Origin of the sequence: Micromonospora sp. H33, assembly GCF_052068455.1 — a bacterium.
In the GTDB taxonomy this organism is placed as follows: Bacteria; Actinomycetota; Actinomycetes; order Mycobacteriales; family Micromonosporaceae; genus Micromonospora.
The window spans coordinates 73,405-92,255 of the sequence record NZ_JBQHDE010000008.1 but is presented as its reverse complement, the minus strand read 5'-3'; the positions used below and the strand labels follow the sequence as shown (position 1 = coordinate 92,255).

The 18,851-nt window shown below is 74.3% G+C and carries 21 protein-coding genes; 11 read left to right on the top strand and 10 right to left on the bottom strand.

Annotated elements, in window-relative coordinates; translation table 11 throughout:
• The first annotated feature begins 172 nt into the window (after window positions 1-172).
• The gene (gene rpmB / locus ACTMS0_RS18950; RefSeq protein WP_088963534.1) at window positions 173-364 is read left to right on the top strand and encodes a 50S ribosomal protein L28; all 192 of its coding nucleotides are present in this window, start codon (window positions 173-175) and stop codon (window positions 362-364) included.
• A gap of 113 nt (window positions 365-477) precedes the next feature.
• On the opposite strand, the gene ACTMS0_RS18945 is transcribed toward rpmB, so the two are convergent.
• Window positions 478-945, bottom strand: coding sequence for a GNAT family N-acetyltransferase (locus ACTMS0_RS18945; protein ID WP_441156547.1), 468 nt, complete (start codon window positions 943-945; stop codon window positions 478-480).
• Between the two features lie 28 nt (window positions 946-973).
• On the bottom strand, window positions 974-1,927 hold the full coding sequence (locus tag ACTMS0_RS18940) for a thiamine-phosphate kinase (protein ID WP_441156546.1): 954 nt from the start codon (window positions 1,925-1,927) through the stop codon (window positions 974-976).
• 97 nt (window positions 1,928-2,024) lie between these two features.
• Here ACTMS0_RS18940 and ACTMS0_RS18935 point away from each other — a divergent pair, with 97 nt between their 5' ends.
• Both ACTMS0_RS18935 and ACTMS0_RS18930 read left to right on the top strand, forming a co-directional pair.
• The gene (locus ACTMS0_RS18935; protein ID WP_441156545.1) at window positions 2,025-2,258 is read left to right on the top strand and encodes an Lrp/AsnC ligand binding domain-containing protein; all 234 of its coding nucleotides are present in this window, start codon (window positions 2,025-2,027) and stop codon (window positions 2,256-2,258) included.
• A complete protein-coding gene (locus ACTMS0_RS18930) occupies window positions 2,259-2,897 on the top strand; it encodes a DUF3515 family protein (RefSeq protein WP_441156544.1) in 639 nt (212 codons plus the stop codon). It abuts the gene before it with no gap.
• A gap of 133 nt (window positions 2,898-3,030) precedes the next feature.
• On the opposite strand, the gene ACTMS0_RS18925 is transcribed toward ACTMS0_RS18930, so the two are convergent.
• On the bottom strand, window positions 3,031-4,137 hold the full coding sequence (locus ACTMS0_RS18925) for a D-alanine--D-alanine ligase family protein (RefSeq protein WP_441156543.1): 1,107 nt from the start codon (window positions 4,135-4,137) through the stop codon (window positions 3,031-3,033).
• A gap of 213 nt (window positions 4,138-4,350) precedes the next feature.
• On the opposite strand from ACTMS0_RS18925, the gene ACTMS0_RS18920 reads away from it, so the two are divergent.
• On the top strand, window positions 4,351-5,616 hold the full coding sequence (locus ACTMS0_RS18920) for an ATP-binding protein (protein WP_441156542.1): 1,266 nt from the start codon (window positions 4,351-4,353) through the stop codon (window positions 5,614-5,616).
• Window positions 5,617-5,668: 52 nt separating this feature from the next.
• Here the strand turns inward: ACTMS0_RS18920 and ACTMS0_RS18915 are convergent, their stop codons facing one another.
• Window positions 5,669-5,932 carry a hypothetical protein gene (locus ACTMS0_RS18915; protein ID WP_441156541.1) on the bottom strand — a complete coding sequence of 88 codons (264 nt, stop codon included), beginning with the start codon at window positions 5,930-5,932 and terminating at the stop codon, window positions 5,669-5,671.
• A 229-nt stretch (window positions 5,933-6,161) separates the two neighbouring features.
• On the opposite strand from ACTMS0_RS18915, the gene ACTMS0_RS18910 reads away from it, so the two are divergent.
• Together ACTMS0_RS18910 and ACTMS0_RS18905 are read left to right on the top strand one after the other, a co-directional pair.
• Window positions 6,162-7,007, top strand: a complete 846-nt coding sequence (locus ACTMS0_RS18910; RefSeq protein WP_441156540.1) for a helix-turn-helix domain-containing protein — start codon at window positions 6,162-6,164, stop codon at window positions 7,005-7,007.
• A gap of 4 nt (window positions 7,008-7,011) precedes the next feature.
• Window positions 7,012-7,212: a DUF397 domain-containing protein gene (locus ACTMS0_RS18905; protein WP_441156539.1), complete on the top strand. Its 201-nt coding sequence runs from the start codon at window positions 7,012-7,014 to the stop codon at window positions 7,210-7,212.
• Window positions 7,213-7,275: 63 nt separating this feature from the next.
• On the opposite strand, the gene ACTMS0_RS18900 is transcribed toward ACTMS0_RS18905, so the two are convergent.
• The 5 genes from ACTMS0_RS18900 to ACTMS0_RS18880 all read right to left on the bottom strand — a co-directional run bounded on the left by ACTMS0_RS18900 (window position 7,276) and on the right by ACTMS0_RS18880 (window position 12,143).
• Window positions 7,276-8,328, bottom strand: coding sequence for an ROK family protein (locus ACTMS0_RS18900; RefSeq protein ID WP_441156538.1), 1,053 nt, complete (start codon window positions 8,326-8,328; stop codon window positions 7,276-7,278).
• A gap of 143 nt (window positions 8,329-8,471) precedes the next feature.
• Window positions 8,472-9,296 carry a putative protein N(5)-glutamine methyltransferase gene (locus ACTMS0_RS18895; protein WP_441156537.1) on the bottom strand — a complete coding sequence of 275 codons (825 nt, stop codon included), beginning with the start codon at window positions 9,294-9,296 and terminating at the stop codon, window positions 8,472-8,474.
• Entirely contained in the window at window positions 9,293-10,417 is a 1,125-nt protein-coding gene (locus ACTMS0_RS18890; protein ID WP_441156536.1) for a cystathionine gamma-lyase, read from the bottom strand. Before ACTMS0_RS18890 ends, ACTMS0_RS18895 begins: the two co-directional genes overlap by 4 nt.
• Window positions 10,414-11,412 carry an NAD(P)H-dependent glycerol-3-phosphate dehydrogenase gene (locus ACTMS0_RS18885; RefSeq protein ID WP_441156535.1) on the bottom strand — a complete coding sequence of 333 codons (999 nt, stop codon included), beginning with the start codon at window positions 11,410-11,412 and terminating at the stop codon, window positions 10,414-10,416. Before ACTMS0_RS18885 ends, ACTMS0_RS18890 begins: the two co-directional genes overlap by 4 nt.
• Window positions 11,409-12,143: a lysophospholipid acyltransferase family protein gene (locus ACTMS0_RS18880; RefSeq protein ID WP_441156534.1), complete on the bottom strand. Its 735-nt coding sequence runs from the start codon at window positions 12,141-12,143 to the stop codon at window positions 11,409-11,411. Before ACTMS0_RS18880 ends, ACTMS0_RS18885 begins: the two co-directional genes overlap by 4 nt.
• Window positions 12,144-12,270: 127 nt before the next feature.
• Between ACTMS0_RS18880 and cofC the strand changes: the two genes are divergently transcribed.
• From cofC to ACTMS0_RS18855, 5 genes are read left to right on the top strand one after another with little or no spacing between them, the layout of a single operon-like run.
• Window positions 12,271-12,924: a 2-phospho-L-lactate guanylyltransferase gene (cofC, locus tag ACTMS0_RS18875; protein WP_441156533.1), complete on the top strand. Its 654-nt coding sequence runs from the start codon at window positions 12,271-12,273 to the stop codon at window positions 12,922-12,924.
• 10 nt (window positions 12,925-12,934) lie between these two features.
• Window positions 12,935-13,132, top strand: coding sequence for a cold-shock protein (locus ACTMS0_RS18870; RefSeq protein WP_441156532.1), 198 nt, complete (start codon window positions 12,935-12,937; stop codon window positions 13,130-13,132).
• Window positions 13,133-13,185: 53 nt separating this feature from the next.
• Window positions 13,186-15,510, top strand: coding sequence for an RNA degradosome polyphosphate kinase (locus ACTMS0_RS18865; protein WP_441156531.1), 2,325 nt, complete (start codon window positions 13,186-13,188; stop codon window positions 15,508-15,510).
• 20 nt (window positions 15,511-15,530) lie between these two features.
• Window positions 15,531-17,060, top strand: coding sequence for a CHAD domain-containing protein (locus ACTMS0_RS18860; protein ID WP_441156530.1), 1,530 nt, complete (start codon window positions 15,531-15,533; stop codon window positions 17,058-17,060).
• Window positions 17,057-17,962 carry an NUDIX hydrolase gene (locus ACTMS0_RS18855; protein ID WP_441156529.1) on the top strand — a complete coding sequence of 302 codons (906 nt, stop codon included), beginning with the start codon at window positions 17,057-17,059 and terminating at the stop codon, window positions 17,960-17,962. The genes ACTMS0_RS18860 and ACTMS0_RS18855 overlap by 4 nt, the downstream gene beginning before the upstream one ends.
• 120 nt (window positions 17,963-18,082) lie before the next feature.
• Here ACTMS0_RS18855 and ACTMS0_RS18850 read toward each other — a convergent pair whose 3' ends face one another.
• Window positions 18,083-18,697: an HU family DNA-binding protein gene (locus ACTMS0_RS18850; RefSeq protein ID WP_441156528.1), complete on the bottom strand. Its 615-nt coding sequence runs from the start codon at window positions 18,695-18,697 to the stop codon at window positions 18,083-18,085.
• Window positions 18,698-18,851: the final 154 nt, after the last annotated feature.

The window sequence follows — 18,851 nt, the reverse complement described above, 5'->3', positions numbered from 1 at the left end:
GTAGCCTACTGGCGCGCACCGACACGCGCCGGGGTCGGCGGGCGGTCGCGCGGCGTGTCCGGCCGTGCCGGGGGCGATTGGTCGCCGGGTCGGTGTATCGGGTAACCTGGCCAGGTTGCCCGGGCAGCGCCTGGCGGCGACCTCATGAACGTTTCAATCCCAGGAGTATCCCGTGGCTAGCGTGTGCGACGTCTGTGGCAAGGGACCGGGCTTCGGCCACAACGTGTCCCACTCGCACCGGCGGACCAACCGCCGCTGGAACCCGAACATCCAGTCGGTGCGTACCCCGGCCGGTGGTGGCAACACCAAGAAGATGCAGGTCTGCACCTCGTGCATCAAGGCCGGCAAGGTCACCCGCGCCTGACGCGGTAACAGCTCGTCATCGCCGGCGGGCCCCTTCGGGGGTCCGCCGGCTTTGCCGTGTCCGGGTTCGGTGATCGACCCGCGTCGCACTCCACGCCGGGCTCGTGCAGGGGCTCAGAGGGTGCGGCCGAACGAGATGCAGCCCGGGGCGTCCTTGTAGAAGCCGAAGTTGGGGATGCGCTCGTAGCCGGACGAGGTGTACAGGGCGATCGCCTCGGGCTGCTTGTCGCCGCACTCCAGGACGATCCGCTTGCGGCCCTGCTCGCGTGCCGACCGCTCCACCGCCGCCAGGACCGCCCGGGCCACGCCCCGGCCCCGGGCCTCCGGCGCCACGTACATCCGCTTCAGCTCGGCGGTGTCGCCCTCCTCGCCGTGGCTGCGCCAGCCACCGCAGCCGACCGGGCGGCCGTCGAGCAGGGCGACCACGAACGTACCGGCGGGCGGCTCGAACTCGGTCGCGTCCACCGGGGTGTCGTCGCCGGTGCCGCCGTACCGCTGGCCGAGGTCGGCGAGGGCCGCCCGGATCAGCGCCTGCGACTCGGGCGCGTCGAAGCGGGCGGCGTGGATCTCCAGGTTCTGCACACGTAAAGGGTACGACCGGCGTGGGCCCTTACCGGAAGTGGTCCCAGCCGGCGGGGCCCTCCCACGGCCGGCCGTCCACGGTCACCCCGGAGCCGGCCGCGACCTCCCCGACCGGCCGCCACCCCTCCGGCAGCGGCACCGCCGGCGGGAAGGTCGCCGCCAGCGCGTGGTCCTCGCCACCTGCCAGCAGCCAGGTGTACGGGTCGACGCCGAGGGCCTGGGCGGCGTCGCGCATCTGCCGGGGCACCTCGAAGGCGTCCCGGCGCACGTCCACGGCCACCCCGCTCGCCCGGGCGACGTGCCCGAGGTCGGCCAGCAGCCCGTCCGACACGTCGATCATGGCGGTCGCTCCGGCCTCGGCCGCCTGCGGACCGGCCGCGTACACCACCTCGGGCCGCCGGTACGCCTCGACCAGCAGCCGGGGCGTCCGGAAGCCGCGGGACAGCACGGTGAGCCCGGCCGCCGCGTACCCGGTACGGCCCGCGAGAGCCACCACGTCCCCGGGCCGGGCCCCCGCCCGGGTCACCGGCGCCCGGCCACCGAGATCGCCGAGCGCCGTCACCGCGATGGTCAGTGTCGGACTCGAGGACATGTCCCCGCCCACCACGCTGGCGCCCACCGTGGCCGCCTCGGCGGCCAGCCCGTCGGCCAGTTCCTCGGCCCAGGCCGTCGCGAGGTCCGGAGGCACGCAGAGGGCGACCAGCAGGGCGGTCGGCTGCGCCCCCATGGCCGCCACGTCGGCCAGGTTCGCCGCGGCCGCCCGGTGGCCGATGTCACGCGCGCCGGACCAGTCGCGCCGGAAGTGCCGCCCCTCCACCAGCACGTCGGTGGACGCGACGACCCGGGCGTCCGGCGCGGCCACCACCGCCGCGTCGTCCCCCGGACCGAGCAGAACGGTCGATCCGTACGACAACCGGGCGGTCACCCGGTCGATGAGACCGAACTCCCCCACCCCCGCGACGTTCGTGCCGTGCTCGCTCACCGCTTCTCCTTGACCACCGATCGGATTCAGACCTGGTCCGTAAGGTACTTTCTCCCTTCGGGCCGCTCACGCAGCGGCGACGGACGGAGGTCTAGTCGTGGTTCAGGCGTACATCCTCATCCAGACAGAGGTCGGCCGGGCGCGTGACGTGGCCGGTGAGATCGCGGACGTCCCCGGCGTGGTACGCGTCGACGCCGTCACCGGCCCCTACGACGTGGTCGTGCTCACCGAGGCGAACACCGTCGACGAGCTCGGCAACCTCATCGTCAGCAAGGTGCAGATGGTGCCCGGCATCACCCGGACCCTCACGTGTTCGGTGGTGCGCCTGTAAGTGGACGAGATGACCGACTCCTCCGTGACCGACGCCACCCGCGACGAGACTAGCCGGCCCGCCGCGGCACCGGCCCGGGACCGGTCCACCCGCGGCGCCGCCCTGATCGCGACGGCGATCGCGCTGCCGGTGACCCTGCTGGTGGGCGCGCTGGCGTTCGCCCAGCTCGCGCCGGACGAGCCGGCGGCTGAGCCCACCCCGTCGGCGACGGCACCCCGGGCGCAGTCCACCGCGCCGGTCGAGATGGCCGCCCCACCCCTGGCCGAGCGGCCCGCCACGGTCTGCCGCGCCCTGCTCTCCCAGTTGCCGCCGACCATCCGGGACCTGTCGCAGCGTCCGGTCACCGCGGGCGCCGAGCAGAACGCCGCGTACGGCGACCCGGCGCTCACCGTCGCCTGTGGTGGCGCCGAGCCGACCGTGGGCGCCACCGACGACGTCTGGCTGGTCAACAAGGTCTGCTGGCACGGGCGGCAGGAGAGCGACGCCACCGTGCTGACCACGCTGGACCGCGAGACCGCCGTGACGGTCCGGGTGCCCCGGGCGTACGACCAGCCGTTGCAGTGGGTCTCCCCGATCTCCGACACGATCGTCGCCTCGGTCCCCTCCGCCGGCCCCGCCCCGTCCGGCTGCCAGGGCTGACCCACCGCCCCCCAGCCCTTCACCGGGCCCACTTTCACAGAAAGAGTGGCCTCCCGCGTCGCGGAGGCCACTCTTTCGCCGAAAGTGGGCGGATCTTGGAGCGGGCGGGTGCGCGGCCGGTGACGCCTCGCGATCAGTGCAGGCCGATGCCGCGGTGAAGGGCGGTGCGGATGAGGCGGTTGACCAGCTTCGGGTACTCCAGGCCGGAGGCCGCCCACATGCGCGGGAACATCGACGACGGCGTGAAGCCGGGCATCGTGTTGATCTCGTTGAGGTAGACGTCCAGCTCCGGGGTGACGAAGAAGTCCACCCGGGCCAGCCCCGCGCAGTCGATCGCGCTGAACGCGCGGACCGCGTACTCCTGGACCTGACGGGTCACCCGCTCCGACAGGCCGGCGGGGATGTCGTACTCGCAGGCGACGTCGGCGTCGATGTACTTCGCCTCGAAGTCGTAGAAGTCGTAGTCGCCGACCACCCGGACCTCGGCGAGCACGGACGCCTCCGGCGCGCCGCCGGCCTCGCCCTCCAGCACGCCGCACTCGATCTCCCGGCCGACGATCGCCCCCTCGACGAGCACCTTGGGGTCGATCTGGCGGGCGGTGGCGACGGCGTCGTCCAGCTCCGCCCAGTCGCTGACCTTGGTGATGCCGAAGGACGAGCCGGCCCGCGAGGGCTTGACGAAGACCGGCAGGCCGAGGCGGCGCTTGTCCTCCTCGCTCAGCGTCATGCCGTTGCGGAGCACCACGTACGGGCCGACCGGGATGCCCTCGGCGGCGCACAGCTTCTTGGTGAACTCCTTGTCCATGGCGGCGGCGGAGGCGAAGACGTTCGCCCCGACGTACGGGATGCCGGCCATCTCCAGCATCCCCTGGATGGTGCCGTCCTCGCCGTACGCGCCATGCAGCACCGGGAAGACCACGTCCACGTCGGCGAGCGCGCGGGGGCCCTCGGTCGGGTCGAGCACCATCAGCCCGTTGCCGGTCGGGTCGGCGCGCAGCACGATGTCGGTGCCGGACTCGGCGGTGATCTCCGGCAGCCGCCGGGCGCTGATCGCGAGCTGCGTCGGGTCGCCGCTGGTCAGGACCCACTGGCCGGCGCGGGTGATGCCCACCGGCACGACCTCGTACTCGTCGGGGTCGAGCGCGGCGAGCACGCTGCCGGCGCTGACACAGGAGATGCCGTGCTCGGGGCTGCGGCCGCCGAAGACGATCGCCACGCGGGTCCTGCCTGGGGTGGTCATCGGCCCTCACCTCTTCGTACGCGACTGCGGGCGCTCAGAGACCGTCGGGACGGTCTCTCACCCGGTTGACCTTACTGTGCGTGGCGAGGGCCGGCGCCCGATACCCGGGCAGAGACCGGCGTAGACAGCAACCGGTCGATCGGTGATACACGGTGCGTAACCGGACCTCCGGGTCCACCGGAGCGGGCATCCGCCCGTTACGCTGCTCGTCCTATGAGCTCCGACGCCCTCATCGACTCGCTCTCGGCGGCCCTGGACGCCCGCCCGGACGACCTGCCGCTCCGCCTGCACCTGGCCACGCTGCTGCTGGACGCCGGCCGGGGCGGCGAGGCGATCGCGCAGATCGGCCAGGCGCTGGCCCGCGACCCGGCCAGCGACGAGGCGCAGGCGCTCATGCAGCGGGCGCTCACGGGTTCCGTACCCCCGCCGCCGGCACCGACCCCGGCGGGCCCGCAGCCGCCGGCGCAGCGGACCGGAGACGCGGCCGCCGCGATGGCGGATCCGCTCGCCGCCTACGAGCAGGAACTGGCGGATGTGGTGCCGCCGCGCTTCGCGCGGGCCGGTGACGAGCCGGAGCCGGTGGCCGGGGACGCCGACCGGATCTACGACGTGGAGGTCTCCGGGATCCGGCTGGCCGACGTCGGCGGCATGGTGGCGGTCAAGGAGCGGTTGGAGCTGGCCTTCCTCGGCCCGTTGCGCAACCCGCAGCTGCGCAAGATGTACGGCAAGAGCCTGCGTGGCGGCCTGATGCTCTACGGGCCCCCCGGCTGCGGGAAGACGTTCCTCGCGCGGGCGGTCGCCGGGGAGATGGGCGCCAAGTTCATCTCGCTGTCCATCGTGGACGTGCTGGACATGTGGATGGGCAACTCGGAGCGCAACCTGCACGAGCTGTTCCAGGCGGCCCGCCGCAACGCCCCCTGCGTGCTGTTCCTCGACGAGGTCGACGCGCTCGGGCACAAGCGCTCCCAGGTCAGCTCCAGTTCGATGCGGACGCTGGGCAACCAACTGCTGGCCGAGCTGGACGGCATGGAGGGCAGCAACGAGGGCGTCTTCGTGCTGGCGGCCACCAACACCCCGTGGGACGTGGACCCGGCGCTGCGCCGTCCGGGGCGGCTGGACCGGGTGGTGCTGGTGCTGCCGCCGGACGCCGAGGCCCGGCGGTCCATCCTGGAGTACCACCTGCGGGAGCGTCCGATCGCCGGCATCGACCTGCACAAGGTGGTCGCGGCCACCGAGGACTTCTCCGGCGCCGACCTCGCCCACCTGTGCGAGACGGCCGCCGAGTTCGCGATGGCCGACTCGGTGCGGACCGGCGAGGTGCGGATGATCGAGCAGCGCGACCTGGATCGGGCGCTCAAGGAGGTCCGCCCGTCGACGCGGCCGTGGATGGCGACCGCCCGAAATGTGGCGATGTTCGCCAACGAGGGTGGTGTCTACGACGACCTGGTCGCGTACCTGAAGAAGCGCAAGCTGCTCTGAGCGGCACCGTGGGGACGGCCCGGCGGGTTCCGGCAGCCCGCCGGGCCGCCGTCTATTCGCGGGCCTGCCGCCGGCCGATGGCGATCACCTTGACCCGCTGCCGGCCCGCCCGCACCATGCCCAGCGCCATGAACGCCCCGGCGATCCGGTCGGCCGCCTCGCGGCTGCTCGCGCCCACCACCTGACGCCGCCGTTCGGGGCTGCTGCGCTCGTCGCGGCCGCCGTCGTCGGGACGCACGTCGGTGAGCACCACCAGGAACCGGGTCAGCGCTGCTCCGTTGGCGCGCTCGGGTCGGGGCTGCTGGGCAGTACGCACGTCGAGTCCCTTCGGCTGGCGGGCCACCGGGCGTGGCACGCGGCGATCGGGTACGGGGGAGAAACCCGATCGCCGCGCGCCCCATCCCCTCCGGTCACTCACCGCCGCCGTCGCCACGACAACCGCCGGTGAGGACTTGATGACAGATTGGCATCAAGACGGCCATGAATGCAACTCTCACCCACGTTCTCTCATGTACAGGTTCCCGGATATGTGCGAGGATCGATGCATGGCTCCGAAGACGGCCCGCGCCCGCCGGCTGGGCATCGCCCTGCGTACGCACCGGGAGGCCGCCGGGCTCACTCTCGAGGCCGCGGCGGACGAGATCAACAGCACCCGCAGCACCCTCTCCCGCTACGAGAACGCGCAGACGCTGGTCAGCCCGGCCACCGTTCGCGCGCTGCTCACGCTCTACGGCGTCGCGCCGGACGAGGTGGCCGCGGCGGTGCAGCTCGCCAAGGACGCGCGCAAACCCGGCTGGTGGGTGTCCTACTCGTACCTGCTCGACCGGCGCACCATCGACTTCATCGCCCTGGAGGCCGAGGCCACCGGCATCGCCAACTTCGAGCCCTCGGTGGTGCCCGGCCTGCTCCAGACCGCCGACTACATCCGCGGGGTGATGCGGGGCGGCCCGCACACCCTCGGCGACGAGCAGGTCGAGCAGCGGGTGCAGCTCCGGCTCGACCGGCAGCAGCGGCTCACCGCCGACAACCCGCCGATCTTCGACGCGATCATCGACGAGGGCGCGCTGCTGCGGCCGGTGGGCGACCGCACGGTGATGGAGGCGCAGCTTCAGCACCTGCTGAAGATGGGCGAGCTGCCCAACGTCACCATCCAGGTCATCCCGCTGGCCGCCGGTTACCACCGGGGCACCCGCGGCTCGCTGCACATGCTGGAGTTCGCCGACCCGGAGGACCCGATCATCGCCTCGGTGGAGACCGTCGCCGGGCAGATGGTCCTGGACCGGCCGGGCGACCTGCGTACCTGCACCAAGATCATGGAGCACCTGCGGAGCGTGGCCCTCAGTCCGGCGGCCAGCCGCGACCAGCTCCGGCAACTCATGAAGGGACGGTAGGACGATGACCCCGACGACAAGCGCGGAGCTGGCCCGGGCCGGGTGGCGCAAGAGCAGCCACAGCGGCGACGAGGGGGCGTGCGTCGAGATCGCGACGCTGCCCCGCGTGGTGGGCGTCCGCGACTCCAAGCACCCGGGCGGGCCGGTGCTCCTCTTCGCCCCGCAGGCCTGGGCGAGCTTCGCCGCGGCACCGCCCCACCGCTGACCCCCGCCGACGCGGGCGGCGACGGTCCCTCCGCCGCCCGCGTCGCCGGGCCTCGGCCAGCCCCTAGCCGCCGACCAGCGGCTGCGGCGCGGGCTCGGCCCGCAGCGCCTCCAGCGCCGCGATGGCCACGCCGCGGGCCCCGGCCATGTCGCGGTCCGGCACCAGGGCGAAGGTGGCCACGGCGGCCTGCTCCTCGCGCAGCACGGTGTGCTCCCGCACGGTCGCCAGGAACCAGTCGCGGAACTCCGGCGCCGCCTCCACCACCCCACCCCCGACGAAGTACGCGTCCGGGTCGGTGAAGTTGGCGGCGAGGGTGAAGAGCCGACCGATCGCCATCGCCTGTTGGGTGAAGATCTCCCGGGCCAGCGGGTCGCCCCGCTCGCCGAGCCCCCGAACCAGCTTCGCGGCCCGCGCCGGCGGCTCGGCAGCCAGCGGGTGCCCGGGGAAGCGGGTCAGCCAGTACGGCAGCAGGTTGCGCACGATCCCGGTCAGGGAGGCGACGCTCTCCGCGTCCCCGATGAAACCGCAGGCGCAGGTCGGCTCCGCCTGGCCGGGCCCGAGCAGCCCGGTCAGCGGCAGGTGCACGTGCCCCAACTCCCCCGCCATGCCGGCCGCCCCGGCGACCACCCGGCCGCCCTCGACCACGCCGCCGCCCAGCCCGGTACCCACGATGGCCGAGACCGACGAGCGGCGCATGGCGTCGGCGCCGAAGTACGTGTGGTGCGCGTAGAGGGCGGCCGCATTGCCGTCGTTGAGGTACGCCACCGGCAGGTCCAGCCGCCGTTCCAGCGCGCCCCGCACGTCGTAGCCCCGCCAGGCCGGCTGGGAGAAGTTCGTGGAGCCACGGGAGGAGATGACCCCGGTCGCGCTCGCCGGCCCGGGAGTGTCCAGCCCCACCGCGCGGACGAGACCCCGGGGCACGCCGGTCGCGGCCAGCGCCCCGTCGAACGCCCGGGCGAGGGCCTCGATCGCCGCCTCCGGGCCGGCCTGCACCTCGCTCGGGGTCTCCATCAGCCCGTCGACCAGGAACCGCCCGTCCACGGTGAGGACCGTGGCGTTGTTGCTGGTCCCACCGTTGTCGAGCCCGACGACCACCGGCACCCCTGCGCTGCCCACGAAACCCCGCCCTCCCGCCCTCGTAACCTGACGTGAGGCTAGTTCCCGTCCCGGCCGGCCGCCACGCCCCGCCGGCCCATCGGGCCTGCCGGGGCGGCCCGGACGGCACCGGTGCCGATCGGGATGAGCGTCGAGTAGGGCCCTTACCCGGGGCGCCGGGCGGTGACGGCCGTGCCACCGAGATCGTCGTCCCGGACCACCGCCGGCACCATCCCGGACTCCCCGAGCACCGCCACCAGGGCCGCCACCTGGCTCTCACCGGCCTCCACGACGAGGTGCCCGCCGGGCGCCAACCACTCCGCCGCGCCGGCCGCGACGCGGCGCAGCACCGTCAGTCCGTCCGAGCCGCCGTCGAGCGCCACCCGCGCCTCGTGCAGCCGGGCCTCGGGCGGCATCAGCGCCACCGCCTCCGTCGGCACGTACGGGGCGTTCGCCACCACGAGGTCCAGCCGGCCGCGCCACTCGGACGGCAGCGGCGCGAACAGGTCTCCCGCGTACACCGGCACGCCCCGTCCGGTCAGGTTGCGCCGGGCGCACGCCACCGCCGCGGGGTCGACGTCCACCGCCGCGTGGAAGCGGGGCGCGAGCCGCCCGGCGAGCAGCACGCTCAACGCACCGGAGCCGCAGCACAGCTCCACCACGGCCGGCGCGGGGCCGGTCACCGCGATCGCGGCCGAGACCAGCAGCAGGCTGCGGGCCCGCGGCACGAAGACGCCGGGGTCGACGGCGACCCGGACGCCGCCGAAGTCGACCCAGCCGAGCAGGTGCTCCAGCGGCTGCCCGGCCACCCGGCGCGCGACCAGGTCGGCCAGCGCGTCAGGAGTGCTCGCGGCGGCGACCAGCAGCTCCGCCTCGTCCTCGGCGTAGACGCAGCCGGCGGCGCGTAGCCGCTCCACCAGGGCCGGTGTCGACGGCCCGGCGCCGGGCGGTGACTTCGACACCGGCGCCGGGTCGCCCGTCCCGGTCATCGGCCCGCGGCGTCCAGCGCGGCGGTCACGTCGGCGACCAGGTCGACGGTGTCCTCCACGCCGCAGGAGAGGCGGACGAAGCCGGGCGCGGTGTCGTCGCCCCACTGGGCCCGGCGGTCGGCGGTCGTGTGCAGGCCTCCGAACGAGGTCGCCGCCGCGACCAGCCGGGCCGCGTCGAGGAACCGCGCGACCCGCTCGGCGTCACCCAGGTCGAACGAGAGCACCCCCGGCATCCGCCGCATCTGGACCGACGCCACCGGGTACGCCGGATCCTCCGGCAGGCCCGGCCAGCGCAGGCCGGTCACGTCCGGGCGGGCCACCAGCAGCCGGGCGAGGGCCTCGGCGTTCGCGGTCTGCCGCGCCAGGCGCAGGTCGAGGGTGGCCAGCGACCGGTGCGCCAGCCAGGCGTCGAACGCCCCCGGCACCGCACCGGTGACCGTCCGCCACCCCGTCACGGCCTCCAGCAGCTCGGCCGACCGGGTGGCGACGTACCCGAGCAGCAGGTCGGAGTGCCCGGTGAGAGCCTTGGTGCCGGAGGCCACCACCAGATCCGCACCGAGGTCCAGCGGGCGCTGCCCGAGCGGGGTCGCGGTGGTGTTGTCCACCGCGACAAGGGCGCCGGCGGCGTGCGCCCGGGCCACCAGCGCAGGCACGTCGACGACGTCCAGGCCGGGGTTGGCCGGGGTCTCCACGAGCACCAGGCGTACGCCGGAGAGGTCCGGGTACGGCCCGGCGGTCGGGGCGAAGAGCACCCGTACGCCGATGCCGGCCAGAGTGTCCGTGGCGAACGCCCGCACCGGGAAGTAGCCGTCGGACGGGAGCACCACCGTGTCCCCGGGCCGCAGCACGGTCAGCAGCAAACCGGTGATCGCCGCCTGGCCGGTGGCGAAGACTCGGCAGTCGCCGCCCTCCAGCTCACCGATCGCCGCCTCCAGCAACCGTCGCGTGGGATTGTCCGGGCGGCCGTAGCCGTTCGGCGCCGCCGCCGGCCCCGCCCACGGGTCGAGGTGGTACGGCGCGGCGAACACCGGGCCGGGCAGGAAGGGCTCCCCCGGCGCGGGCTCCGGCAGCCCGGCCCGGACGCAGCGGGTGCCGTCGTGGTCTCCGGTCACGCGCCTCACTCCGGCTTGGTCGTGCGGCTCATCAGCGCCTCGACGGCCCGCCGGGGGTCGACCCCCTCGTGGCAGATCAGCTCGACCTGCTCGGTGATCGGCATCTCCACCCCGTGCGCCCGGGCCAGGTCGCGGATCGCCAGGGCGCTCTTGACGCCCTCGGCGGTCTGCCGGGTGGCGATCCGCGCCTCCTCCAGGGTCGCGCCCCGCCCGAGGTGCTCGCCGAAGGTGCGGTTGCGGGCCGACGGGGACGAGCAGGAGGCCACCAGGTCGCCCATGCCGGCCAGGCCGGCGAAGGTGAGCGGGTCGGCACCGAGCGCGACGCCGAGCCGGGCGGTCTCGGCCAGCCCCCGGGTCACGAGCATGGCCCGGGTGTTGTGGCCGAAGCCCATCGCGGTGGCGATCCCGTACGCGAGGGCGATGACGTTCTTGACCGCGCCGCCCAGCTCGCAGCCGATCACGTCGTCGTTCGTGTACGGGCGGAAGTACGGCGTGGTGATCGACCGCTGCACCAGCGTGGCGCGGTCGACGTCGGTGCAGGCGACCACGGTGGCGGCCGGCTGCTCGGCGGCGATCTCGGGGGCCAGGTTGGGGCCGGACACCACCACCACCCGGTCCGCCGCCACCTTGGCGGTCTCCACGACGACCTCGCTCATCCGCTTGGTGGTGCCCAGTTCGATGCCCTTCATCAGGGACACCAGCGTGGCGTCGGGGTGCAGGTGCGGCGCCCACTCGGCGAGGTTCCCGCGCAGCGTCTGCGACGGCACCGCGAGCACGACCAGGTCCGCTCCCTTGATCGCCTCCAGGGCGTCGCCGGTCGCCGTGACCCGCTCGGGCAGCACCAGACCCGGCAGGTACTCCGGGTTGCGCCGCTCGGCGCGGATCACGTCCGCGACCGGCTGCCGCCGGGCCCAGATCGTGACGTCCCGGCCGGCGTCGGCGAGGATCTTGGCGAAGGCCGTCCCCCACGAGCCGGCCCCGAGCACCGCGACATGCCCGCTCATGCCGCTGCCTCGGGGCGCTCGGCGCGGCCGGGGCGGGCAGGGCGTTCCCACAGCGGGGGCGGGGTCTCGTCCCGGATCTCGGCGAGCAGGTCACGTAGCCGCAGCATGATGGCGTCGGTCATCTCCTCGAGTACGGCCTTCGTCGGGGTGGCGCCCGTCCACCGGCTGAGGTCGACCGGAGGTCCGGCCACCACGGTCACGGGAAGGCGCGGGCGCGGGTTCAGGCGGCTGGTCCGCGGGTCGAAGATGCGTTCCGGGCCCCACATCGCCAGGGGGATGACCGGCGCGCCGGTCGCCAGGGCGAGCCGCGCCGCGCCGGTCTTGCCCTTCATCGGCCACAGGTTCGGTTCGCGGGTCGTGGTGCCCTCCGGGTAGATCACCACGGTGCCCTCCTCGCGCAGGGCGGCGACCAGGGCGTCGAGCGACTTCACCGCCTCGACGGTGCCGCGCTCGACCGGGATCTGCTTGCAGCGGTGCAGGATCCAACCGATCACCGGCACCCGGAACACGCTGGCCTTGCCGAGGAACTGCGGCCAGCGCCCGGAGTCGTAGATGAAGTGCGCGGAGACGAGGGGGTCGGCGTGCGAGACGTGGTTCGGCACGATGATCACACCACCGGGGCGGCGGAGGTGCTCCATGCCGCGCCAGGTCCGCCGCGTCCAGACGGTCATCACGGGCTTCACCAGCACCACGGCGAACCGTTGCCAGAACCCCAGCCTTCGCCGCGCCACCGCGCCTCCTCCTGCCGCCGTACGACCCGCCGGTCCACCCACCGGTGACCCCGCGAGGTGAAATCATGCCTGCTCGCCCCGGGTCCGGCCAGTGAGGGTACCGGCGTCCGGCTGGCAGGATGGCGAGGTGACCTCTCAGACGGTGTGGGCGGTGGTGGTGCCGGTGAAGCGCCTGAGCGTCGCGAAGAGCCGGCTGCGGGGCGCGCTGCCGGGCGTACCCCACGAGGAGCTGGCACTGGCCCTGGCGGCCGACACGGTCCGCGCGGTGCGGGCCTGCCCGGCGGTGGTCGACGTGCTGGTGGTCACCGACGATCCGCGCGTGGCGGCGGTCGCCGGTGAGAACGGCGGCCAGGTGCTGCCCGACTCGCCGGCCGGTGGGCTCAACGCCGCCTTCCGGCACGGCGCGTCGACCGCGAGGGGCGGCTGGGTCGCGGGTCTGACCGCCGACCTGCCCGCGCTGCGCCCGGCCGAGCTGGCGGCGGCGCTGGGGGCGGCCCAGGCCGGTCCGGCGGGGGTACGCCGGTACGTCGCCGACGCCCCGGGCAGCGGCACGGTGCTGCTGGCCGCGCCGCCCGGCGTACCCCTGGATCCCCGTTTCGGCGTGGGGTCGGCGGCGGCGCACGCGGCCAGCGGGGCGCTGGCCCTCACGGGCGACTGGCCGAGCCTGCGCCGCGACGTCGACACCGCCGAGGACCTGGCCGCCGCGACCCGGCTGGGGCTGGGCCCCCGCACGGCGGCGCTGTGCGACGCGGGCGCCCCGGCGGCGGGCCGGCCGGTGTAGCGTGCCGGTCATGCAGGGCACGGTGGCCACCTACGACGCGGCGACCCGCAGCGGGGTGCTGCTCCTCGACGACGGCACGGAGCTGGCGTTCCCGGCGCGGGCGTTCGACGCCTCCGGGCTGCGGCTGCTCCGCCTCGGTCAGCGGGTCCGGATCGAGACGGACGCCACCGGCGAGGTGGTCCGCGTGACGTTGCCGACGATGGCCTGACAACCCCGCCCAAGTTCATTTTGCGTTAACCCGAATCGGGTGAAGATGAGCGGGTGAGCACCCCTCGCGAGCACCCCGCCGACCAGCCCTCCGCAACCGAGCCGGCCGCATCCCGCAACGGCACCCGCCCCCGGGGCGCCAACGGCCGCTTCCACACCGCCCGGTCCGCCGACACCGCCGACGTCCACTCCGACACCGCCGGCACCGACGCGGGCGCCGCCTCGGCGGGGCTGGAGGAGGTGCTGGACCCGGCGTCCGCACGCGTCACGCCACCTGCCGCGCCGGCGGCCGACGGCGAGCCGCGGGCCGTCGAGCCCCTACCCGAGGACCGCTTCCTCAACCGGGAACTCTCGTGGCTGGACTTCAACACCCGGGTCCTCGCGCTCGCCGAGGACCCGCGCACACCGCTGCTGGAGCGGGCCAAGTTCCTGGCCATCTTCGCCAGCAACCTCGACGAGTTCTACATGGTGCGGGTCGCCGGCCTGAAGCGGCGGCTCTCCGCCGGCCTGCCGGTCCGCGGCGGCGACCGCCTGCCGCTGCGCACCCAGCTCGAACTGGTCGCCGAGAAGACGGTCACCCTGGTCGCCCGGCACGCCGCCTGCTTCGTCGACGACGTGCTGCCGAAGCTGGCCGCCGAGGACATCCGCATCCTGCGCTGGGGCGACCTCGACGACGCTGAACGGGAGCGGCTGCGCACCTACTTCCGGGAGCAGATCTTCCCGGTGCTCACCCCGCTCGCGGTCGACCCGGCGCACCCGTTCCCGTACATCTCCGGGCGGTCGCTCAACCTGGCGGTGTCGGTCCGCGACCCCGACGGCGGCTCGGAGCTGTTCGCCCGGGTGAAGGTGCCCAACAACGTGCCCCGGTTCGTCCGGGTCCACCGGGACCAGCCGGGCGTGCGCGTGCTGCCGGTGGAGGACCTGATCTCGGTGCACCTGGGGCAGCTCTTCTCCGGCATGCAGGTGGTGGAGTGCCACCTGTTCCGGGTCACCCGCAACGCCGAGGTGGAGGTCGACGAGGACCGCGACGAGGACCTGCTCCAGGCCCTGGAGCGCGAGCTGGCCCGGCGCCGGTTCGGGCCGCCGGTCCGGCTGGAGGTGGCCGCCTCCATCTCCGACCACATGCTGGAGTTGCTGGTCCGCGAACTGGACATGGACGCGCACGACGTCCTGCGGGTGCGCGGCCTGCTCGACCTGTCGGCCCTCTGGCAGCTGTACGGCGACGCCGACCGGCCGGACCTCAAGGACCCGCCCTTCGTGCCCGCCACCCACCCCCGGCTCGCCGAGGGCGAGGTGCCCCGGAGCGTGTTCGCCACGCTGCGGGACGGGGACGTGCTGGTGCACCACCCGTACCACTCGTTCGCCACCAGCGTGCAGCGCTTCATCGAGCAGGCGGCGGCCGACCCGAACGTGCTGGCGATCAAGCAGACCCTCTACCGCACCAGCGGTGACTCCCCGATCGTCGACGCGCTGGTCGATGCCGCCGCCGCCGGCAAGCAGGTGGTGGTGCTGGTCGAGCTGAAGGCCCGGTTCGACGAGATCGCCAACATCGGCTGGGCCCGCACGCTGGAGCGCGCCGGCTGCCACGTGGTCTACGGCCTGGTGGGCCTCAAGACGCACTGCAAGACCGCCCTGGTGGTGCGCCAGGAAGGCAACCAGATCCGCCGCTACTGCCACATCGGCACGGGCAACTACCACCCGAAGACCGCGCGCCTCTACGAGGACTTCGGCATGCTCACCGCCGACCCCGAGATCGGCGCCGACCTGACCGACCTGTTCAACGTGCTCACCGGCTACAGCCGGCAGACCGCGTTCCGGCGGCTGCTGGTCGCGCCGCAGGGCATCCGCAGCGGGCTGATCGAGCGGATCGAGCGGGAGATCTCGCACGTCCGGCTCGGTATGCCCGGTCTGGTGCAGTTCAAGGTGAACTCGCTGGTCGACGAGGAGGTCACCGACGCCCTCTACCGCGCCTCCCGGGCCGGCGTCCACGTGGACCTGCTGATCCGTGGCATGTGCACGCTGCGGCCGGGAGTGCCGGGCCTGTCGGACAACATCCGGGTCCGGTCCATCCTCGGCCGCTTCCTGGAGCACTCGCGGGTCTTCCGGTTCGGCAACAACGGCGACGCCGAGTTCTGGATGGGCTCGGCCGACCTGATGCACCGCAACCTGGACCGCCGGGTCGAGGCCCTGGTGCAGGTCAGCGACCCGGTGGCCCGGGCCGAGCTGGACCACGTGCTGACCGCGGCGTTCAGCCCGGACGTGGACGCGTTCGAGCTGGCCGCGGACGGCACCTGGACCCGGCGTACCGGCGGCGACGAGGCACCACTCGTCCACCTCCAGGAGCTGCTGCTGCGCCGCGTCGGCGGCACGGCCGGCTGACCCGGCCCTAGGCTGACCGGATGGAGGAGGAGCGCAAGTACGAGGTGGACGACAGCTGGGCGCTGCCGGACCTGACCCCGGCGGCGCCGGGGGGCGGCGGAGTGCGGGAGCTGCCGCCGGTGACCCTGGTCGCCACGTACTTCGACACCGTCGACCTGCGGCTGGCGCGGTCCGGGGTCTCGTTGCGCCACCGCGAGGGCGACGCGCTGCCCTGGACGGTGAAGCTGCCGACGGACACCCCCGGTGTCCGGCACGAGATCTCCCGGCCGGGTGCCGCCGGTGAGCCCCCGGCCGACCTGGTGGAGCTGGTCACCGTCGTCCACCGGGGCGCCCCGCTGGCACCGGCCGCCGTGGTGCGCACGGTCCGCCGCGCGTACGAGGTCCACGACGGCGCGGGCGCGGTGCTCGCCGAGGTGGTGGACGACGACGTCACCGTGCTCGACGCCGGTGGCGCCACCACCTCCGCCTTCCGCGAGGTCGAGGTCGAACGGAAGGCCGGCGGCCGGGACCTGCTGGACCGGATCGGCTCGCTGCTGCGGGAAGCCGGCGCCCGGGACGGCGGGTTCGTCCCGAAGCATGTCCGGGCGCTCGGCGCGGCGGCCGAGGGCGAACCCGACCTGGTCGCCCCCACCGGCCTGCCGGCCGACCCGACCGCCGGCGAGGTAATGACCGAGGCGCTCCGCCGCGAGGTGCGGCGGCTCGTCGCACACGACCCGCTGCTCCGGCTGCGCGCGCCGGTCGGCGACGGCGACACCGCCGTACACCAGATGCGGGTCGCCTGCCGGCGGCTGCGCAGCGACCTGAAGACCTTCCGGCGGCTGGTCCGGCCCGGGTGGGCAGGCCGGCTACGAGACGAGCTGACGTGGCTCGCGGACTCGCTGGGCGCCGCGCGGGACGTCGAGGTGCTGCGGGAGCGGCTGCGGCGGACCGCCGCCGCCGACCCGCTGAGCCCGCTGGACCCGGCGGCGGTCGCCCGACTCGACGCCGTCCTGGCCGAACGGCAGGAGGCGGCCCTCGCCGCCGTCGACGAGACGCTGCGCTCCGACCGCTACCGGGCCCTGGTCGACGCCCTGGTCCTGGCCGCCGGTTCGCCGCGGCTGACCCGACGGGCTGCCGCGCCGGCCCGGGACGTCCTGCCGCGCCTGGTGGCCCGCCCCTGGCGTCGGCTGGCCGGCGCCCCGGGCCAGCCGGGCAGCGTCGCGGCGCTGGCCCAGGACGGGCCGGACGAGCAGTGGCACACCGTCCGCAAGGACAGCAAGCAGGCCCGGTCCGCCGTCACCGCGGTGGCGCCCGTGCTCGGCGGTGACGCCGCGAAGCTGGCACGCAAGCTCGCCCGGGTGCAGGACCTGCTCGGCGAACACCAGGACGCGACCGTCGCCGCCGAGACCTGGCGGAACGTGGCCGACACGCGACCGGACGACCACGAACTGGCGGTGACCGCCGGCCGGCTGCTGGAGCGGGAGCGGGCGACGGTACGGCGCGTCCGGGCGGAGTTCCCGGGGGCGTGGCGGCGGGCCAGCCGGCGGCGTCGAACGGCGTGGCTGCGATGAGCGGGCCCCCGACGACGGAGGGTGCGCCGGTCGCACCGCCCGGCATCCGGGCGGCGGGGGGCGTCGCCTGGCGACCCGGTCCGACCGGTGTCGAGGTCTGCCTGGTGCACCGCCCCCGGTACGGCGACTGGTCGCTGCCCAAGGGCAAGCTGGAGCCGGCCGAGCATCCGCTGCTCGCCGCCGTCCGTGAGGTCGCCGAGGAGACCGACGTGCGGGCGGTGCCGCAGATCCGCCTGCCGAGCGTCAGCTACCGCAGCGAGGGCCGGCCGAAGCTCGTCGACTACTGGTCGATGCGGGCCGTCGCCGACGGCGGCTTCCAGCCCGGCACCGAGGTCGACGACGTGCGGTGGCTCGCCGTCGACGAGGCGATCCGGCTGGTCAGCTACCCGCACGACGCCGAGGTGCTCGGGGCGTTCGCGGCCCTGCCACCGGTCACGGTGGCGATGGCGCTCCTCCGGCACGGGCACGCCGGCAAGCGGGGCACCTGGTCCGGGCCGGACAGCGGCCGGCCGCTGGACGCGCAGGGCTGGGCGCAGGCACACGCGGTCGCACCCCTGGTGGCCCTGGTGCGGCCGGTACGCCTGCTCTCCGCGTCGGCGCGCCGCTGCGTACAGACCCTCGACCCGACGGCGGCGCTGCTCGACCTGCCCATCGAGGTGGACGGCGACCTCGACGAACCGCGGGCGGGCCAGGACCTGGACGAGTGCGTGCTGGCCACGGCCGCCCGGCTCGCCGCCCTCGGCGCGGCCGGCGAGCCGGTCGCGGTGTGCAGTCAGGGAAAGGTGATCCCGGGGGCCCTGGAACGCCTGAGCGGCCGCACGGACGACTTCACCACGCCGAAGGGCGGCGGCTGGCTGCTCGCGTTCTCCGGCGACCGCCTCCTCGCCGCCGACCGCCTTTAAGGGAGGGCCCTGCTCAACGCCTCCCGGTAGCGGAGGGGACCCGGTTGACACACAAGGGCACCGCGGCACGGGACGAGGGCGTCCACCGCTGCGGTGGACGCCCTCGTCGTACGCCTGGGGTCAGCGCTTCGTCGCTGCCTTCTTGGCGGGAGCCTTCTTCGCGGGGGCCTTCTTGGCCGCCGCGCTCTTGCTGGCCGCGGCGGTCTTCTTCGCCGCCGTGGTCTTCTTCGCCGCGGCGCTCTTCTTCGCCGGGGCGGCCTTCGCGGTGGTCTTCTTCGCGGCGGCCGCCTTCGTGGTGGTCTTCTTCGCGGCGGCGGCCTTCGTGGTGGTCTTCGCCGCCTTCGCCGCCGTGGTCTTCTTCGCCGCGGCGCCGGTGGCCTTGGCGCCGGTCGCCTTCGCGCCGGTGGCCTTGGCGGCCGCGGTGGTGGTCTTCTTCGCCGCCGCCGCGGCCTTCGGCACCTTGCCGCTGGCCACCATCTCCTTGAACCCGGCACCCGGGCGGAAGGTCGGGACGGAGGTCTTCTTGACCTTCACCGCCTCGCCGGTCCGCGGATTCCGGGCTGTTCGGGCGCCTCGGACGCGCTTCTCGAACGCTCCGAAGCCGGTGATCGCCACCTTCTCGCCCTTGGTGACCGCCGCCTGGACCTCAGTGAGGACTGCCTCGAGCGCGGCCGTCGCCGTCTTCCGGTCCCCCAGGCGAACAGCGAGCGCCTCGATGAGCTCGGCCTTGTTCACGACTTCCTCCCGATTGTGCAACTGACTCGACGCGAGCCATTCTGCGCGCACGGTATGCCCTGCGCTGCCGGGACACAAACATTCGGTGGAAAAAAGCCCTTGTGTCGCAACGGATTCGCCCCCACCGGTAAGACCGGTGGGGGCGAAATCGGCG

Coding starts and splice junctions, on each gene's coding strand:
- ACTMS0_RS18910 (WP_441156540.1), top strand. CDS start 6,162: ATGGCTCCGAAGACGGCCCGCGCCCGCCGGCTGGGCATCGCCCTGCGT.
- ACTMS0_RS18855 (WP_441156529.1), top strand. CDS start 17,057: ATGAGCGGGCCCCCGACGACGGAGGGTGCGCCGGTCGCACCGCCCGGC.
- ACTMS0_RS18870 (WP_441156532.1), top strand. CDS start 12,935: ATGCAGGGCACGGTGGCCACCTACGACGCGGCGACCCGCAGCGGGGTG.
- ACTMS0_RS18860 (WP_441156530.1), top strand. CDS start 15,531: ATGGAGGAGGAGCGCAAGTACGAGGTGGACGACAGCTGGGCGCTGCCG.
- ACTMS0_RS18905 (WP_441156539.1), top strand. CDS start 7,012: ATGACCCCGACGACAAGCGCGGAGCTGGCCCGGGCCGGGTGGCGCAAG.
- ACTMS0_RS18925 (WP_441156543.1), bottom strand. CDS start 4,137: ATGACCACCCCAGGCAGGACCCGCGTGGCGATCGTCTTCGGCGGCCGC.
- ACTMS0_RS18920 (WP_441156542.1), top strand. CDS start 4,351: ATGAGCTCCGACGCCCTCATCGACTCGCTCTCGGCGGCCCTGGACGCC.
- ACTMS0_RS18885 (WP_441156535.1), bottom strand. CDS start 11,412: ATGAGCGGGCATGTCGCGGTGCTCGGGGCCGGCTCGTGGGGGACGGCC.
- ACTMS0_RS18895 (WP_441156537.1), bottom strand. CDS start 9,296: ATGACCGGGACGGGCGACCCGGCGCCGGTGTCGAAGTCACCGCCCGGC.